Genomic DNA, 15,178 nt, shown 5'->3' with positions numbered 1-15,178 from the left:
CACGGTGTCGCTGCAGCAGGCGCTCGACGAGACCCGCACCGGGGATCTGTGGCTGTTCCGCGGGCGTTCGGGACCCGACCGCGCGATTCAGTCATTGACGAACAGCCCGGTCAACCACGTGGGCATGACGATCGCGATCGAGGACCTGCCGCCGTTGATCTGGCACGCCGAACTGGGCGACAAGCTGACCGACATGTGGACCGGTGACAAGCATCGCGGGGTGCAGCTCAACGATGCGCGCGAGGTGGTCGAACGCTGGGCGCACAACTATCACCAGCGCTGCTGGCTGCGTGAGCTGACGCCGCACGCCACCCGCGAGCAGGAGGACCGCGCGCTGAAGGTGGTGGCGCGGATGGACGGCACGCCGTTTCCCAGCACCGCGCGATTGACCGGCCGGTGGTTCCGCGGACGGCTGGCGGTGTCGGACCTGACGCGCGGCATCCCGTTCCTACACAAGAAGGTCAGCGAGGCCAGCCGCCGAAAGAAGGCCGAGAAGCTCGACGTCGGGCTGGAAACCGCCTATTGCGCTGAGACGGTCGCCATCACCTACGAGGAGATGGGGTTGTTGTCGACCGAGAAGCACTACAACTGGTTCGACCCGGGGTCGTTCTGGAGCGGTGACACGCTGCCGTTGGCGCCGGGATATCGGCTCAGCGACGAAATTGCCGTCCTGCCATAGCCTTCGGGCGCTCAGGTGCAGCAGTCGGGATCCAGCACGACGCACAACGCCGCAAGGGCGCCACGGTGCGCGCGGTGATAGACGTTCATGCCGCGCCGCTCGGATTCGACCAGACCGGCCTTGCGGAGCTGGGCCAGATGGTGGCTGACGGTGGACTCGGTGAGGTCCAACGCGGCGGCGAGCTCACCGCTGTTCTGCTCACGGTCGGCGGAGGCGAACAACAACGAGATGATCCTGACCCTCGCGGGGTCCGCCAGCGCCTTGAGCCGCAGCGCCACCTCGAGCGCGGCCGCATCCGTCATCGGCCCCGCTGCCACGGGGGCGCAGCACACCGGCGCAGACATGTCGATGGTCGGCAGTGCTTTGGGCATGAAACCCACTATAGACAGTTTCTTGACATATATCGAAAAGGAGGAGCATTCTGTAACCGGCGCCAGTTCGATATATGTCACATAACCGGAAGGTTCATCATGTCCCGCATCCAACTCGCCCTCAACGTCGACGACCTCGACCAGGCGATCACCTTCTACTCGAAGCTGTTCAACACCGCGCCGAACAAGGTCAAGGACGGTTACGCGAACTTCGCCGTCGCCGATCCACCGCTCAAGCTGGTACTACTGCAGAACCCCGGCCAGGGCGGCACCATCAACCACCTCGGGGTGGAGGTGCACAGCAGCGAGCAGGTTCACGCGGAGATCGCGCGGTTGTCGACCGAAGGTCTGTTCACCGCCGAGGAACTCGGCACCACATGCTGTTTCGCCACCCAGGACAAGGTCTGGGTGACGGGTCCGGCCGGTGAGAAATGGGAGGTCTATACCGTGCTCGCCGATTCGGACACGTTCGGCGACACCGCGCAGGAGTCCTGCGCATGCGCCGACCAACCGGTGCAAGCGTAGGGAAACACCCGATTCATCTGCAGCGGGCAGACCCTACTTTTGTCCGTGGGTGGTTTTCAACGACTGAGCACCACCTCCTCGGCCGCCACCGCTTGACCTCCGGTGGCGGCCGATTTCTATGCCGCGGTACCTGCGATGTTTCAACATCACCGATCGGGGGGTACACCGCCGTCACCAGGTTCAGACCCGAGCCGCCGAATTCGCTTTATTGAACGGGGATTGCCGCGATGGCTCGGTTTTCTGGCGATTATAAAGATGTGACGGACATGTTCCGTCGGCTCAAAACACTCCCCGAGGGATCGGCGCAATTCCGGCGTCAGCGCGACGCGATCATCGAGCGGTGCCTGCCGCTGGCCGATCACATCGCCTTCCGTTACCGCGACCGCGGCGAACCGCTTGACGATCTCATTCAGGTGGCACGTGTCGGCCTGCTCAACGCGGTCAACCGCTACGACGTGGACACTGGCGCGGAGTTCCTGTCGTTCGCCGTGCCCACGCTGATGGGTGAGGTGCGCCGCCACTTCCGCGATCACGGATGGGCGGTCAAGGTGCCCAGACGATGCAAGGACATCCAGGCACAGCTGGTGCGGGCGCGCGCAGAGTTGACCCAGGAGCTGGGTCGCGCGCCGAACGCCTCGGAGATCGCCAAACATCTCGACGTGCCCCGTGAATTAGTGGTCGACGCGACGATCGCCAGCAGCAACTACTCGACATTGTCGACAGACGTGCAGGCCGGGCCCAACGACGACTCACGCGCGGTCATGGACACGCTCGGCGACGTCGACCCCGGGATGGACAAGGTGCTGGACCTCGAGACGATCCGCCCGCTGATCGCCGCACTGCCGGAACGCCAGCGCACACTTCTGACGCTGCGGTTCTTCGAGGACCTGACCCAGACGCAGATCGCCGAGCGCATGGGGATCTCGCAGATGCACGTCTCGCGGCTGCTGTCCAAGTCGATCAACACCCTGCGACGGCAGGTGCAACTGCCCGAATTGGCAGCTGCCGGTTAGCTTCAATCCAGCGCACGCGCGAATATCAGCACGGTCGCCGTTTCTCCTGACGGTGTGACTTGCGGCTGCGGCTCACCCTTCTGGACGAAGCCGGCTCCCTCCAACACGCGGCGCGATCCAGCGTTTTCCGGGACGGTCCTGGCCGTCAAGTGGGTCAACCCGTCAGCGGCAGCGATGCGCGCGACCGCAGCCAGGGCCTGCTGTGCGGCGCCGCGGCCGCGCGCCTGCGGAGAAAGCCAGAACCCCACCTCGGCATGGGTTTCGCCGATGCCGAACAGCACGATGCTGCCGAGAAACTCATCAGAGGCGGCGTCGGCGATAGCGAGCACCGCCAGCGAGCCGTCGGCCAGACCGTCTGCAATGACGCCGTCGATCTGGTCGCGCACGGTCTGCGCTGAGTACTGCGGCAGCGGAAGGTGCCCGTAGCGGCGAACGGCAGGATCCTGGGTGCCTGCGGCGAAGGGCTGGGCGTCGTCGTGGCGCAGTCGACGAACGGTCACGTCGCCCTCGGTGCGGGGCAGGCGATCGGCGATCGGAAGAGGACGGGACATGCTGGGCACGGCCGCGAACCCTAGCAGCGAATAGCCCGCCCGAAGGCGCAGCACCCGGCCATAGACGAGGCAGGACCTGGTTAGGCGGCGTGCAGGTTGGCGAGTTCGATGCTGATGTGCATTTCGAGCTCGCTGACCTCAATCGGTGGTGGACCCGGTGGCGGTGGCGCCGTGGAGTGATACGTCGCCCCGGTCGGGGTGATGAACTCGGCCTGATGCACACCGTCGACCTCACCGGTGGTGGCCTGCCAGCCCGGGGCTTCCTTGACGTAGTTGCACCGCTCACACGATCCCGACCCGTTGACCCTGCTTGTGGGTCCACCACGGTGATGAGGCACCGCGTGATCGGTGTGGCGAATCGGGGCATCACAGTAGGGGGTGCGGCAACGCTGATCACGCAACCGGATAAACAGCGCCAACGCCTTGGGGAACCGCCGCGCGCGTGACTCCATCGCCACCAACGCCCCCGACTTGGGGTGCCGATACAGTCGCCGCAACGACGCCGCCGATTTCTTGTCGGCGATGGAGGCCAACACCAGCTTGCGTGCGACGGCCGCCGGGATCGGCCCATAACCGTCCACCACCGCCGGATGCTCATCATCCCCGAGCAGGCTCTGATCACTCATGATCAAGTTGACCGCGACCGGCTCAGGCTGCTCGGCAGGCCGGCCAGTGACCCGCTCGACCAGGGTGTCGGCCATCACCTGACCCCGCGAACGCTCATCAAAGGTCGTATCGGCGCTGCGTTTGAGCGCCGCATACACCCCCACCCCCTGACTCACCGGCAACAACGCCGTCACATAGGTCATCGCATCCGGGGCCGGGCGCACGGTGACGGTGCGGTCTTTTTCGGCCTTGGCCATCTGATCGACCACCGCCTGCGGATCCAGCCGATACGCGATCCTTTTCGCCTCGGCCTCGATGCGCTTATCCCCCACGCCCTCCAGGCCGGCCAGATCCGCACACATCTCTTCATCCAACGTGCGTCGATCCTCGATGCTCAAACACGCCGATTCACGCACGATCACCGTCGCGCGCCACTCCGACAGCGCCCCACACTCCAAGGCCGCCAACGTATACGGCATCTCATACACCAACGCCTTGGCAAAACCCACATGCCGGCCCCCACACGAAGGCGCCTCGCGCCGGGCCAAGGCCACCTCACTAGCCAACCCCTGACCCCGCCGCGACCTGGGCACCCCAGCCGCAGCCTCAGCCGCCTGACGTTTGGCCTCCAACAACGCCGCAGCACGCGCCTGCCCCGCCGCCGCAGCCGACTTCAGCCGCTCCAACAACCCAATCCGCTCGACCAACCCAGCCTCATCAGCATGCAGATCCACCGCCGCCAACTCGGTCACATCGAACATGACCCGACGATATAACCGGCCACCGACAAATCTCGGACTCGCGTCGCGCCTACACGTTGAACCGGAACTCCACCACGTCGCCGTCGGCCATGACGTAGTCCTTGCCCTCCATCCGCACCTTGCCGGCCGCCTTCGCGGCGGCCATCGAACCGGCCTCGACGAGGTCGTCGAACGACACGATCTCGGCCTTGATGAAGCCCTTCTCGAAGTCGGTGTGGATCACGCCCGCCGCCTTCGGCGCGGTGTCGCCCTGGCGGATGGTCCACGCGCGCGCCTCTTTCGGCCCCGCGGTCAGGAACGTCTGCAGCTTCAACGTGTGAAACCCCGCCCGCGCCAAGGCGTCCAGACCACGTTCGGTCTGGCCGATCGACTCCAGAAGTTCGGCGGCCGACTCGTCGTCGAGCTCCTGCAACTCGGCCTCGATCTTCGCGTCCAGGAACACCGCGTCGGCCGGGGCGACCAGCTTGCGCAGTTCGGCTTTGCGCGTCTCGTCGGTGAGCACCGCCTCGTCGGCGTTGAACACGTACAGGAACGGTTTGGTGGTCAGCAGGTTCAGCTCGCGCAGCAGTGCGGCGTCGAAGCCCGCCCCGAACAGCGTCGTGCCGCCGTTGAGGATCTCCTGGGCGGCCCCCGCGGCGTCGTAAACCGGGCGGCGGTCCTTGTGGGTGCGCGCCTCCTTTTCCAGCCGCGGTAACGCCCGGTCAAGCGTCTGCAGGTCGGCGAGGATCAACTCGGTCTCGATCACCTCGATGTCGGACTTGGGGTCGACGCGGCCGTCGACGTGGGCGACATCGTCGTCGGTGAAAACCCGCACCACCTGGCAGATCGCGTCGCACTCGCGAATGTTTGCCAGAAACTTGTTGCCGAGGCCCGCGCCCTCGGACGCGCCTTTGACGATGCCGGCGATGTCGACGAACGTGACCGGCGCATGGATGATCTTTTCCGATCCGAAGATCTTCGCGAGTTCGGTCAACCGCGGGTCGGGCAGCGGAACGACGCCCTCGTTGGGTTCGATCGTCGCGAACGGGTAGTTCGCCGCCAGCACGTCGTTGCGCGTCAGCGCGTTGAACAGCGTCGATTTACCGACGTTTGGCAGTCCGACGATTCCAAGATTCAGGCCCACAGGGTCCAGAGTGTAGGAGAATGTGACGGGCACGCCAGCACCGCGCTGACTGCCCCACTCAGCAAGAGCCGGTACGGTCTACCTGTGTCAGCACAGCGCGCACGGTCGGCGGTGACCGCCGACCATCGTTCCGTGCATCCCAACGTTCCAGGTGTTCCGTGGTGGGGTGCCTTGCTGATTGCGATCACGGCAACCACGATCGGCTTTGCGTTCGACGCGGGATCGGGCAGCAAAGAACTGAGCGGGGTGTTCGCGGGCGCGTACGTCCTGGGGTGCCTGGCCGCGGTGCTCGCGGTGCGTCAGGCCGGGCTGTTCACCGCCATAATCCAGCCGCCGCTGATCTTGTTCGGCGCCGTGCCCACGGCGTATTTCCTGTTCCACAACGCGCAGATCACCAGCATCAAAGACGCGCTGATCAACTGCGGCTATCCGCTCATCGAGCGCTTTCCGCTGATGTTCTTCACGTCGGCGGCGGTGCTGCTGATCGGCGGCGCGCGCTGGTACTACGGCGTGGTGACGCGCCGCTCGGCGCCACGGACCGAGACCACGCAGGCCGAGGGCCAGGGCCTGGTGTCGACGCTGAGCGCGAAGCTGTCCGCCTTGCTGGCCCGCCCGCACGCCGACGACGTCCCGGTCGACGAGGCCGGCGAAGCACCGCGCAGACGCCGCGCCGCAGAGCGTCCAAGCCGTCCCCAGCGCGCCGAGCGCCCCGACCGGCCCCGCCGCCCCGCCAGGACGCCGGCGGGCGCGTCAGGGCGCAGCGCGAAGCCGGTGCGTGGCGCGACGCCGCCGCGATCGCGCCATGTCCGGCCGCCGGAGGCCGAATCCTTCGATCCCCTCGCGGAGCGCCCGCGCCGGCGCAGGCCCGGCCCTGCCGACCCGCCGCCGCCAGAACCGCGGCGCCGTCCGCGCAAGGCGGCCAACCCACGCCAGGCCGCCAACCCGCGTCAGCCCGGCCCGCCGCCGGTCGACCGGCGCGGCGCATATGACCGCCCCGAACGTCGCCGCCGCTACGACGACTACGAACCCCGTGAACCGCACACCACGAACGGAAACGGGACCCATCACCCGATCTCGCGGGTGCGTTACCGCGGGGCAGACGACAGCGACGACCGCGCGAACTACCGCACCCGGCGGCGCCCAACTCAGGGCTGGGAAGCCGAACGCTGGGAGTACGACATCTAGCCCTGCGCGCGCAGGAAGCTGCCCGCGGCCTGCACCGCGGGGGCAGAGCTGCCCGCGTCGCTGACGAACACCGCGAATGCCAGGTCGCCGCTGATCCCGACGAACCAGCCGTGCGCGTGGGTGTCGTCGATGTACTCGGCGGTCCCGGTCTTGCCCAGCAGGCCCGGAATGTCTTGCAGCGCAGTGGCAGTCCCGTCTGTGACGGTTTCGCGCATCATCGCCTTGACCTGGTCGGCGACCGTTGTCGCCAGCGGCTCGGGGGTCCGGTCCGGCGTGCCGGGCTGACCGGTCACGATCGTCGGCGCCGGCACCGAGCCTTTCGCCAGCGAGGCGGCCACCAGGGCCATGCCGAACGGGGACGCGGTGACCTGCCCCTGACCGATGCCTTCCTCGACGCGCAACGCCGCGGTGTCGGCGACGGGCACCTTGCCGGTGACCGTCGTCATACCCGGGGCCGTGAAGTCGATGCCCAGACCCAGCTGCTCTGCGGCCTTCGTCAACGCATCCGGGGGCAGGTTCACCGCCAGCCGGCCCATCGTGGTGTTGCAGGACCGCGCGAACGCGGTGTGCAACGGCACCTGTCCGAGGTCGAAGTTGTCGTCGTTGGGGATCTGGCGGCCTTCGATGTTCTCGGTGCCCGGACAGGCGACGACGCTGTCCGGGCTCACCTGGCCGGCCTGCAGCGCGGCCGAGACGGTGACGGTCTTGAACGTCGAGCCGGGCGGGTAAAGCCCGGTCAGCGCGATGGGGCCCTGCGCGTCGGCGGCCGCGTTCTGCGCGACGGCCAGCAGGTCGCCGGTCGACGGCTGGATCGCCACGATCGCCGCCGGGGTCTGCAGGCCTGCCAGCGCCTGCTCCCCCGCGCGCAGCATGCCGATGTCCAGGGTGCTGCTGATGTCGCCGACGGGTGCCGGGTCCTGTCCGCCGACCCGGCGCACGCCCGCGCTGGTCTGCGCGTTCACCGCCCATCCGGCGGCGGCGTCGGTGCGTTGCTGCCACAGGTCAGCCAGCCCGGACAGCGCCGGCGAGGTCAGCGTCTTGTCGGTGGCCAGCAGCCGGGTCTGCGGGGCCAGCGTGACGTTCGACAGTGCGGACAGTTGCGCCTCGATCGGCGCGAAATCCTCCTGGCGCAACGTGATTGCGGTGATCGGTCGGCCACCGGCCTCGTTCAGGTCGTGTTGCAGCGACTGCGCGGTGATCCCGGGCGCGAGCGGGTTCAGCAGCGCGGCCAACGCCCCCAGGTCCGCGGCCGGTGACACGTTGACCAGCGTGACGACATGCTGGGTCAACAGCTCCGCGCCGGTGCGGTCGAGCACGCGCGCGGCGGGATCCGGGGTGAGCGTGCTGTAGGACAGCGGCCCGGCGTCAAGACCGGGCGCGACGGTGGCCGGGGCCCAGTCAATCGTCCATTTGTCACCCGACTCGGCGGCGGTGCCGTTCGTGGTGTAGCTCCACTGGGTCTGGCCGTCTCGGAACTTCCACGTCGTGTCGAGGGTGAACGTCGCGCCGCCGTCTTCGCGGCGCTCCGCGGATTGGGCCTGGACCTGCACGTCGGTGCCCAGGCTGGCGAACAGCTCCCCCAGCGCGCGTGAGGCCTGCGTCGGGTCGGTGGTGAGCGCCGCGGCCGCCGACGCGTCACCTCGGGAGAGGGCCTCGGCGAACGCGTTGACCGTGTCGGTCAGCCGGTCCTGGGCATTCGAGCAGCCGGCGAAGGTGAGCGCCACCACCACTGCTGCGGCGAGCAGACGTGTACACCCCCTAAACAGGGCAATTTTGGGGGATTTCACGTCTGTTGGGCGAAAAAAGGGGTCAGGTGCGCGCGGGCCGGATCTCGCGAGGAAGGGCGAACACCAGCGTCTCGTTGGCCGTCGTGACCGGTTGCACGGTGTCGTAGCCGTACTCGGCGAGCCGCTCCAGCACACCGCGCACCAGCACCTCGGGCACCGAGGCACCGGAGGTCACCCCGATCGTCGTCACCCCGTCGAGCCAGGCGGGATCGACGTCGTCGGCGTAGTCGACCAAGTGGGCGGCCGCCGAACCGGCCCCCAGGGCGACCTCGACCAACCGCACGGAGTTCGACGAGTTGCGCGACCCGACAACGATGACCAGCTGGCATTCCGGCGCCATGGCCTTCACCGCGACCTGGCGGTTCTGGGTGGCGTAGCAGATGTCGTCGCTGGGCGGATCCTGGAGCTTGGGGAAGCGCTCGCGCAGCCGCTGCACGGTCTCCATCGTCTCGTCGACCGACAGCGTGGTCTGCGACAGCCAGATCACCTTGTCCTCGTCGCGCACGGTCACCTGGTCGACCGCGTCGGGCCCGTCGACCAACTGCACGTGGTCGGGTGCCTCACCCGCGGTGCCGATGACCTCTTCGTGGCCTTCGTGACCGATGAGCAGGATGTCGTAGTCGTCGCGGGCGAACCGCTTGGCCTCGTTGTGCACCTTGGTGACCAGCGGGCAGGTGGCGTCGATGACCTTGAGGTCGCGCTCTTTGGCGTTGACGTGCACGGTCGGTGCGACGCCGTGTGCGGAGAACACCACGATGGCGCCCTCGGGCACCTCGTCGGTCTCGTCGACGAACACCGCGCCGGCCTTGGCGAGCGTGTCGACGACGTGGCGGTTGTGCACGATCTCGTGGCGCACGTAAACCGGTGCGCCGTGCTTTTCCAGCGCGCGCTCCACGGTCTCCACGGCACGGTCTACACCGGCGCAGTAACCTCGCGGCTCGGCGAGCAACACCCGTTTGCCGGTCACGCCGCCCGGCACCGGGCCTGCTGCCGTCTGGCTGACGCCCGGAATCCCCATGTCAATTGTCGGCGGCATGGCACCCAGGGTACGCATCGGCAGCCTTCCCCGACCAGCGCAGCTGCCAGCCGTAGGCTGGGGCCCATGGCAACTGCACCGTATGGGGTCCGTCTGCTCGTTGGGGCAGCGGTCACCGCCATCGAGGAAACCCGCAAGCTTCCGCAGACCATCCTGATGTATCCGATGACGGTCGCCAGTCAGGTCGCGCACCTTGTGATGAAGATGCAGCAGGACGTGGCCGACCTTGTCATCAAGGGTGACGAGACCCTTGAGGCGATGTTCCCGCCGAAGGATGAGCAACCGGAGTGGGCGACGTTCGACGAGGACCTTGAGGATGCGCCGGCGGCGGGCACCGACGGCGAGCGCCGCACCGAGGGCCGGTTTGCGCTGTTCAGCGGCGGCGAACCGGACACGTCCGAGCGCGAGGCCGCGGTCAACAACTCGTCGGTGGCGACCGCCGAGGCGCCCGAGATCGTCACCGAGCTCGATTACGAGTCGTTGACGCTGGCCCAGCTGCGCGCCCGGTTGGCGTCGCTGCGGGTGGCCGACCTGGAGGCCCTGCTGGCCTACGAGGAGGCCACCAAGGCGCGCGCCCCGTTCCAGACACTGCTGGCCAACAGGATCACCCGCGCGACCGCCAAGTGAGCACGTGAACGTTCGGCAGACTGCAGCGGGCCGGCGGCGATGACCGACGCCGAGCCGGGCAAATCGCCCGACAACCCCTGGCCGGTGCGTGCGGTGGCCACCCGGGTCGCGAAGTACATCGACCGGCTGGGCACGGTGTGGGTGGAGGGCCAGATCGCCCAGCTGAACGTCCGTCCCACCGTGGTGTTCATCATGCTGCGCGATCCGGCCGCCGACATGTCGCTGTCGGTGGTCTGCCCGCGCGACCTGGTGGCCAACGCCCCGGTGAAGCTGACCGAGGGCGTGCAGGTGGTGATGCACGGCAAGCCGCAGTTCCACACCGGCCGCGGCACGTTCTCGTTGCGGGTCAGCGAGATCCGGGCGGTCGGCCTCGGCGAGCTGCTCGAGCGCATCGAACGCCTCCGCAAGCTGCTGGAGGCCGAAGGGCTCTTCGACCCGCGCCTCAAGCGCCCGCTGCCGTTTCTGCCGAACACCGTCGGGTTGATCACCGGACGTGCGTCGGCCGCTGAGCACGACGTGGTGTCCGTAGCGCAAAACCGTTGGCCTGCAGTGCGCTTCGCGATCCGCAACACCGCAGTGCAGGGACCCAACACCGTTCCCCAGATCGTCGATGCGTTACGTGAGCTCGACGCGGATCCCGGCGTCGACGTGATCGTGATCGCCCGCGGCGGCGGTGACATCGATGCGCTGCTGCCGTTCTACGACGAGACGCTGTGCCGGGAGATCGCCAAGTGCACGACGCCGGTGGTGAGCGCGATCGGCCACGAACCCGACAACCCGATATGCGACCTGGTGGCCGATCTGCGCGCCGCCACCCCCACCGACGCGGCCAAGCGCATCGTGCCCGACGCCGCCGCCGAGCAGGCGCTCATCACCGATCTGTGCCGGCGTGGCGGGCGCGCGCTGCGCAACTGGGTGCACCGCGAACAGCACACGCTGGACCAGTTGCGCAGCCGCCCGGTGCTGGCCCAGCCGCTGGCCGCGCTCAGCGCCCGCGCCGACGAGGTGCACCGCGCCCGCACCGCCGCCCGACGCGACATCACCCGGCTGATCAATGTGGAGAGCGACCGCATCGGGCACCTGTCGGCGCGCCTGTCCACACTGGGGCCGGCGGCGACGCTGGCGCGTGGTTACGCCGTCGTGCAGACCATGCCCGACGGGCAGGTGCTGCGCACGACGGCCGACGCGCCGGCCGGTGCCCGGTTGCGGGTGCGCGTGGCAGACGGCGCGATATCGGCGGTCAGCGACGGTCCAGAAGGTCCGGAAGGGACGGATTAGTGAAGCCCATTAGTGAGCTGGGGTACGAGGAAGCCCGCGATGAACTGATCGCCGTCGTGCAGCAACTCGAGCAGGGCGGCCTGGACCTCGATGCGTCGCTGAAGCTATGGGAGCGAGGCGAAGAACTCGCTAAACGCTGCGAAGAGCACTTAGCTGGAGCCCGCCAGCGGGTAGCCGACGCACTGGCCGCCCAGGACCAAGAAGAAAGTTGAGAATTCAAGCGTTCTGCCCAAAAGGGCTCGAAACTGTAACACGTTTCAGTTAGTCTCTTGCGCTATGGGCGATGCAAATCTGACCACCGAACTCGGCCGCGTGCTCGTCACTGGCGGGTCGGGGTTCGTCGGCGCCAACCTGGTGACCGAACTACTCAGCCGGGGACACCAGGTGCGATCGTTTGATCGCGCACCGTCGCCGCTGACCCCCCATCCGCATCTGGAGGTGCTCGAGGGCGACATCTGCGACCCCGACACCGTGACGGCGGCGGTGGCCGGTGTCGACACCGTCTTCCACACCGCCGCGATCATCGACCTGATGGGCGGAGCGTCGGTCACCCCGGAGTACCGGCAGCGCAGCTTCGCGGTGAACGTGCACGGTACGGAGAACCTCGTGCGCGCGGCCCAGGCCGCCGGGGTGAAGCGCTTCGTCTACACCGCGTCGAACAGCGTGGTGATGGGCGGCAAGAGGCTCTCCGGCGCAGACGAAACCCTGCCCTACACCGAACGGTTCAACGACCTCTACACCGAGACCAAGGTCGTCGCCGAGAAGTTCGTATTGACCCAGAACGGCGTCGGCGGTCTGCTCACGTGTTCAATCCGGCCCAGCGGGATCTGGGGACGCGGCGACCAGACCATGTTCCGCAAGGTGTTCGAAAGCGTGCTGGCCGGTCACGTCAAGGTGCTGGTCGGCGGCAAGAACGTCAAGCTGGATAACTCCTACGTACACAACCTGATTCACGGTTTCATCCTGGCGGCCCAGCACCTGGTCCCCGGTGGAACGGCGCCGGGTCAGGCGTACTTCGTCAACGACGGGGAGCCGGTCAACATGTTCGAGTTCTCCCGGCCGGTGGTGGAGGCCTGCGGCGAGCGCTACCCCAGAATCCGGGTCCCCGGTCGGCTGGTGTGGTTGGCGATGACGGGGTGGCAGTGGCTGCACTTCCGGTTCGGGCTGCCCAAGCCGATGATCGAACCCCTTGGCGTGGAACGTCTCTACCTCGACAACTACTTCTCGATCGCCAAGGCCGAGCGCGACCTGGGCTACCGCCCGCTGTTCACCACGGCGCAGGCGATGACCGACTGCCTGCCCTACTACGTCGACCTGTTCAACCAGATGAAAACCGGGGCACCCCAGCGCGTCTCGGCGTAACCCGTCGCGCGCCGAACGTGAACTCATTCACGACATCTCGGCGATTTTTCGAGCACAAGCTCACGTTGGACGCCCGACGAGGGACAGCGCGTGGGCCCGCCGCAGCTTGCCCGACGGTGTCTTGGGGATGGTGCCCGGACCGAGCACCGCGACGTTGCGCGGGCGCATGTCGACCTCGGCGAACACCTCGTGGGCGACCTGATTCTGAATGCGTCGCACGTCGCTACCGTCCTCGAACGCGTTGGACTCCACCGCGACCGCGAAGCCTTCCCGCGAGTGGCCGGCGTCAAGGCGAACCGCGACGGCGCAACCCGGTCGCACACCCTCGACGCGGCAGGCCGCCCGTTCGACGTCGGTCGGATAGATGTTGCGGCCCGCCATGATGATGACGTCTTTGAGCCGGCCGCACACGACGATGCGGCCGTGCTCCGTCACGTAGCCCAGATCCCCGGTGTCATACCAGCCCTGCTCGTCCTGGGCCGGAATGAAACCACCCGCGGTGATGTAGCCCGGTGTGACCGATTCGCCGCGTACCTGGATCACGCCGACGCCACGGGTCGGCAGGAGATTGTCGAATTCGTCGACGATCCTGGCCTCCAGGCCGTCCAGCAACGGGCCGAGCACCGCCAGACGCCGGGTGTGCCCCTTCGTCGCCGGTATCGCGCGGTGCAGCACGGAAAGTAGGTCGGCGTCGACCTCGTCCACCATCAAGCCGGCGCCGCACTCGGAAAACGACACGGCCACAGTGGTTTCCGCCATCCCGTAGGCGGGCAGGATCGCTTCGGGCCGCAGCCCGAACGGCGCTCCGGCTTCGCACAGGTCCTCGACGTCGGCGGGTTCGACCTGCTCGGCGCCCGAGAGCGCCCACCGCAGCGAGGACAGGTCGAACTCGCCGGGTTTGGCCTGCCGACGTAGCCGCTTGGCGAACATCGAGTAGGCGAAGTTCGGCGCGGCGGTCATGGTGCCCTGGTACTTGTCGATGAGCCTGGCCCACAGCAAGGTGTCCCGAAGGAAGTCCATCGGGGTCACCTTGACCAACTCGGCGCCGAAGTACATCGGCACCACGAGGAAACCGGTCATGCCCATGTCGTGGAACAGCGGCAGCCAGCTGACGATGACGTCGGTGTCCAAGTCGTATTCGGCGCCGACGAACATCGCCTCGGCATTGGCGACCAGGTTGCGGTGGGTGATCTGCACGGCCCTCGGCGATCCGGTCGAGCCGGACGTCAGCTGCAACAGCGCGATATCGTCCTCGCCCGCGTCCAACGGGTCGATCTCCTCGCCGGCCAGCAGTTCGGCGATGGTCACGACGGTAAATCCGCTGTCAGCCAGCACCGGAGCGGCCGCCAGGAACGGTTCGGAGACGACGACGATCTTGGCGTCGATGACGTCGACCACCGCATGCGTTTCCGAGGCCCACAGCACCAGATCGGTACGCGGCGTCGGTTGGTGCAGCATCGTCAGATGGGCGCCGCGCATCCAGACGGCCTGCGCGGTCGGCGCAATCTCCACCGGAGCGCCTGCCAGCACCGCTACGGCGTCGCCATGCCCCACCCCCAGCGCGGCGAGGCCACCGGCGATACGGCGTGCGCGCTGGTGAACCTGCTGCCACGTGTGCCGGACCGGCGCAAACGGTTCCCCGGTGACCAGGCCCTTGGTACTGGTTCGGGCGTTGGCGTACATCGTGTCGCAGAATCTGCTCACCGCTCCTCCTGGAGCGAATTCACCGTATCGACGCCGGGAGCGACATTGGAGATGTCATCGGTCAACTGTCTGAGCATGTCGGCGCTCATCGGCCCGTTGGCATCAGCGACCGCGCGGAACAGGCGGCCGACTACGTCTTTGCGGCTCGAGGGCGCCACCACGTAGAGCACGGCGTCGCGGGAATGAGTGCCCATCAAATAGATCGTCTCGGGCGCGACCAGCGCATAAGGGTCCACCGAAACCTGGGTGTTACCCCGAATGATTCGCGACGGAGCATGCGGCCAGACCGTCGGGTCGTAGACCACGCGGTGCACCGTTCCGATCAGCCGCGAAAGCACGGTGACCAGATCGGGGAGAACTTTTCGCAGGTCGGTGCAAGTGGGCCACCAGAGTCCGTCCACCGCGCCCGTCTGCGTGCCACGGTCGCACAACGCCAACCGGGCCGGGCTGGAACTTTGGGAAGCGATATGCACCATCGGCGGTGCTCCCGTCAGCTAGCGATGTGATCGCAGACGGAAACCAACAGACGGAGACGCGACAAACCTACGATTTATCGAGGATAGCCCACTC

The 15,178-nt window shown here is 67.4% G+C and carries 16 protein-coding genes; 8 read left to right on the top strand and 8 right to left on the bottom strand.

Features of this window, described 5'->3' with window-relative positions:
• Positions 1-4: 4 nt before the first annotated feature.
• Positions 5-679 carry a guanylate cyclase gene (locus K3U96_RS06100; protein WP_069408032.1) on the top strand — a complete coding sequence of 225 codons (675 nt, stop codon included), beginning with the start codon at positions 5-7 and terminating at the stop codon, positions 677-679.
• 11 nt (positions 680-690) lie between these two features.
• On the opposite strand, the gene K3U96_RS06095 is transcribed toward K3U96_RS06100, so the two are convergent.
• A complete protein-coding gene (locus tag K3U96_RS06095; RefSeq protein WP_069408031.1) occupies positions 691-1,050 on the bottom strand; it encodes an Rv2640c family ArsR-like transcriptional regulator in 360 nt (119 codons plus the stop codon).
• A gap of 99 nt (positions 1,051-1,149) precedes the next feature.
• Between K3U96_RS06095 and K3U96_RS06090 the strand changes: the two genes are divergently transcribed.
• Positions 1,150-1,575 (top strand): ArsI/CadI family heavy metal resistance metalloenzyme, encoded by a 426-nt coding sequence (locus K3U96_RS06090; protein WP_069408030.1) that lies wholly within the window; start codon positions 1,150-1,152, stop codon positions 1,573-1,575.
• A gap of 227 nt (positions 1,576-1,802) precedes the next feature.
• A complete protein-coding gene (locus K3U96_RS06085; RefSeq protein WP_069408029.1) occupies positions 1,803-2,588 on the top strand; it encodes a SigB/SigF/SigG family RNA polymerase sigma factor in 786 nt (261 codons plus the stop codon).
• 2 nt (positions 2,589-2,590) lie between these two features.
• Here K3U96_RS06085 and K3U96_RS06080 read toward each other — a convergent pair whose 3' ends face one another.
• The 3 genes from K3U96_RS06080 to ychF form a co-directional block, all read right to left on the bottom strand.
• A complete protein-coding gene (locus K3U96_RS06080) occupies positions 2,591-3,139 on the bottom strand; it encodes a GNAT family N-acetyltransferase (protein ID WP_220692406.1) in 549 nt (182 codons plus the stop codon).
• Between the two features lie 80 nt (positions 3,140-3,219).
• Positions 3,220-4,506 carry an HNH endonuclease gene (locus K3U96_RS06075; protein ID WP_220692405.1) on the bottom strand — a complete coding sequence of 429 codons (1,287 nt, stop codon included), beginning with the start codon at positions 4,504-4,506 and terminating at the stop codon, positions 3,220-3,222.
• Between the two features lie 49 nt (positions 4,507-4,555).
• On the bottom strand, positions 4,556-5,629 hold the full coding sequence (ychF, locus tag K3U96_RS06070) for a redox-regulated ATPase YchF (protein ID WP_220692404.1): 1,074 nt from the start codon (positions 5,627-5,629) through the stop codon (positions 4,556-4,558).
• 84 nt (positions 5,630-5,713) lie between these two features.
• Between ychF and K3U96_RS06065 the strand changes: the two genes are divergently transcribed.
• Positions 5,714-6,814: a DUF6542 domain-containing protein gene (locus K3U96_RS06065; protein WP_220692403.1), complete on the top strand. Its 1,101-nt coding sequence runs from the start codon at positions 5,714-5,716 to the stop codon at positions 6,812-6,814.
• Here K3U96_RS06065 and K3U96_RS06060 read toward each other — a convergent pair.
• Positions 6,811-8,538 carry a penicillin-binding transpeptidase domain-containing protein gene (locus tag K3U96_RS06060; protein WP_230982381.1) on the bottom strand — a complete coding sequence of 576 codons (1,728 nt, stop codon included), beginning with the start codon at positions 8,536-8,538 and terminating at the stop codon, positions 6,811-6,813. The two genes, K3U96_RS06065 and K3U96_RS06060, sit on opposite strands and share 4 nt — an antisense overlap.
• 85 nt (positions 8,539-8,623) lie before the next feature.
• Positions 8,624-9,637: a 4-hydroxy-3-methylbut-2-enyl diphosphate reductase gene (locus tag K3U96_RS06055; protein ID WP_220692402.1), complete on the bottom strand. Its 1,014-nt coding sequence runs from the start codon at positions 9,635-9,637 to the stop codon at positions 8,624-8,626.
• 66 nt (positions 9,638-9,703) lie between these two features.
• On the opposite strand from K3U96_RS06055, the gene K3U96_RS06050 reads away from it, so the two are divergent.
• The 4 genes from K3U96_RS06050 (at position 9,704) to K3U96_RS06035 (ending at position 12,904) form a co-directional block, all read left to right on the top strand.
• Positions 9,704-10,264, top strand: coding sequence for a lipid droplet-associated protein (locus K3U96_RS06050; protein WP_069407326.1), 561 nt, complete (start codon positions 9,704-9,706; stop codon positions 10,262-10,264).
• Positions 10,265-10,303: 39 nt separating this feature from the next.
• Positions 10,304-11,542 carry an exodeoxyribonuclease VII large subunit gene (xseA, locus tag K3U96_RS06045; protein ID WP_220692401.1) on the top strand — a complete coding sequence of 413 codons (1,239 nt, stop codon included), beginning with the start codon at positions 10,304-10,306 and terminating at the stop codon, positions 11,540-11,542.
• Positions 11,542-11,754: an exodeoxyribonuclease VII small subunit gene (locus tag K3U96_RS06040; protein WP_220692400.1), complete on the top strand. Its 213-nt coding sequence runs from the start codon at positions 11,542-11,544 to the stop codon at positions 11,752-11,754. The genes xseA and K3U96_RS06040 overlap by 1 nt, the downstream gene beginning before the upstream one ends.
• Before the next feature lie 64 nt (positions 11,755-11,818).
• Entirely contained in the window at positions 11,819-12,904 is a 1,086-nt protein-coding gene (locus K3U96_RS06035) for a 3-beta-hydroxysteroid dehydrogenase (protein ID WP_220692399.1), read from the top strand.
• 60 nt (positions 12,905-12,964) lie between these two features.
• Here K3U96_RS06035 and K3U96_RS06030 read toward each other — a convergent pair whose 3' ends face one another.
• Together K3U96_RS06030 and K3U96_RS06025 are read right to left on the bottom strand one after the other, a co-directional pair.
• Positions 12,965-14,608 (bottom strand): fatty acyl-AMP ligase, encoded by a 1,644-nt coding sequence (locus K3U96_RS06030; protein ID WP_220692398.1) that lies wholly within the window; start codon positions 14,606-14,608, stop codon positions 12,965-12,967.
• The gene (locus tag K3U96_RS06025; RefSeq protein ID WP_220692397.1) at positions 14,605-15,084 is read right to left on the bottom strand and encodes a DUF5994 family protein; all 480 of its coding nucleotides are present in this window, start codon (positions 15,082-15,084) and stop codon (positions 14,605-14,607) included. The genes K3U96_RS06030 and K3U96_RS06025 overlap by 4 nt, the downstream gene beginning before the upstream one ends.
• Between the last annotated feature and the right edge of the window lie 94 nt (positions 15,085-15,178).

Origin of the sequence: Mycolicibacterium holsaticum DSM 44478 = JCM 12374 (assembly GCF_019645835.1) — a bacterium.
Taxonomy (GTDB): Bacteria; Actinomycetota; Actinomycetes; order Mycobacteriales; family Mycobacteriaceae; genus Mycobacterium; species Mycobacterium holsaticum.
Note: the sequence above shows the minus strand (reverse complement) of the source record. Positions and strands in the feature narration are given on the sequence as shown.

Excerpts from the sequence above, each read along its gene's own strand:
- K3U96_RS06095 (WP_069408031.1), bottom strand. The coding sequence starts at position 1,050 with ATGCCCAAAGCACTGCCGACCATCGACATGTCTGCGCCGGTGTGCTGC.
- K3U96_RS06090 (WP_069408030.1), top strand. The coding sequence starts at position 1,150 with ATGTCCCGCATCCAACTCGCCCTCAACGTCGACGACCTCGACCAGGCG.
- K3U96_RS06085 (WP_069408029.1), top strand. The coding sequence starts at position 1,803 with ATGGCTCGGTTTTCTGGCGATTATAAAGATGTGACGGACATGTTCCGT.
- K3U96_RS06080 (WP_220692406.1), bottom strand. The coding sequence starts at position 3,139 with ATGTCCCGTCCTCTTCCGATCGCCGATCGCCTGCCCCGCACCGAGGGC.
- K3U96_RS06075 (WP_220692405.1), bottom strand. The coding sequence starts at position 4,506 with ATGTTCGATGTGACCGAGTTGGCGGCGGTGGATCTGCATGCTGATGAG.
- K3U96_RS06055 (WP_220692402.1), bottom strand. The coding sequence starts at position 9,637 with ATGCCGCCGACAATTGACATGGGGATTCCGGGCGTCAGCCAGACGGCA.
- K3U96_RS06050 (WP_069407326.1), top strand. The coding sequence starts at position 9,704 with ATGGCAACTGCACCGTATGGGGTCCGTCTGCTCGTTGGGGCAGCGGTC.
- xseA (WP_220692401.1), top strand. The coding sequence starts at position 10,304 with ATGACCGACGCCGAGCCGGGCAAATCGCCCGACAACCCCTGGCCGGTG.
- K3U96_RS06035 (WP_220692399.1), top strand. The coding sequence starts at position 11,819 with ATGGGCGATGCAAATCTGACCACCGAACTCGGCCGCGTGCTCGTCACT.
- K3U96_RS06025 (WP_220692397.1), bottom strand. The coding sequence starts at position 15,084 with ATGGTGCATATCGCTTCCCAAAGTTCCAGCCCGGCCCGGTTGGCGTTG.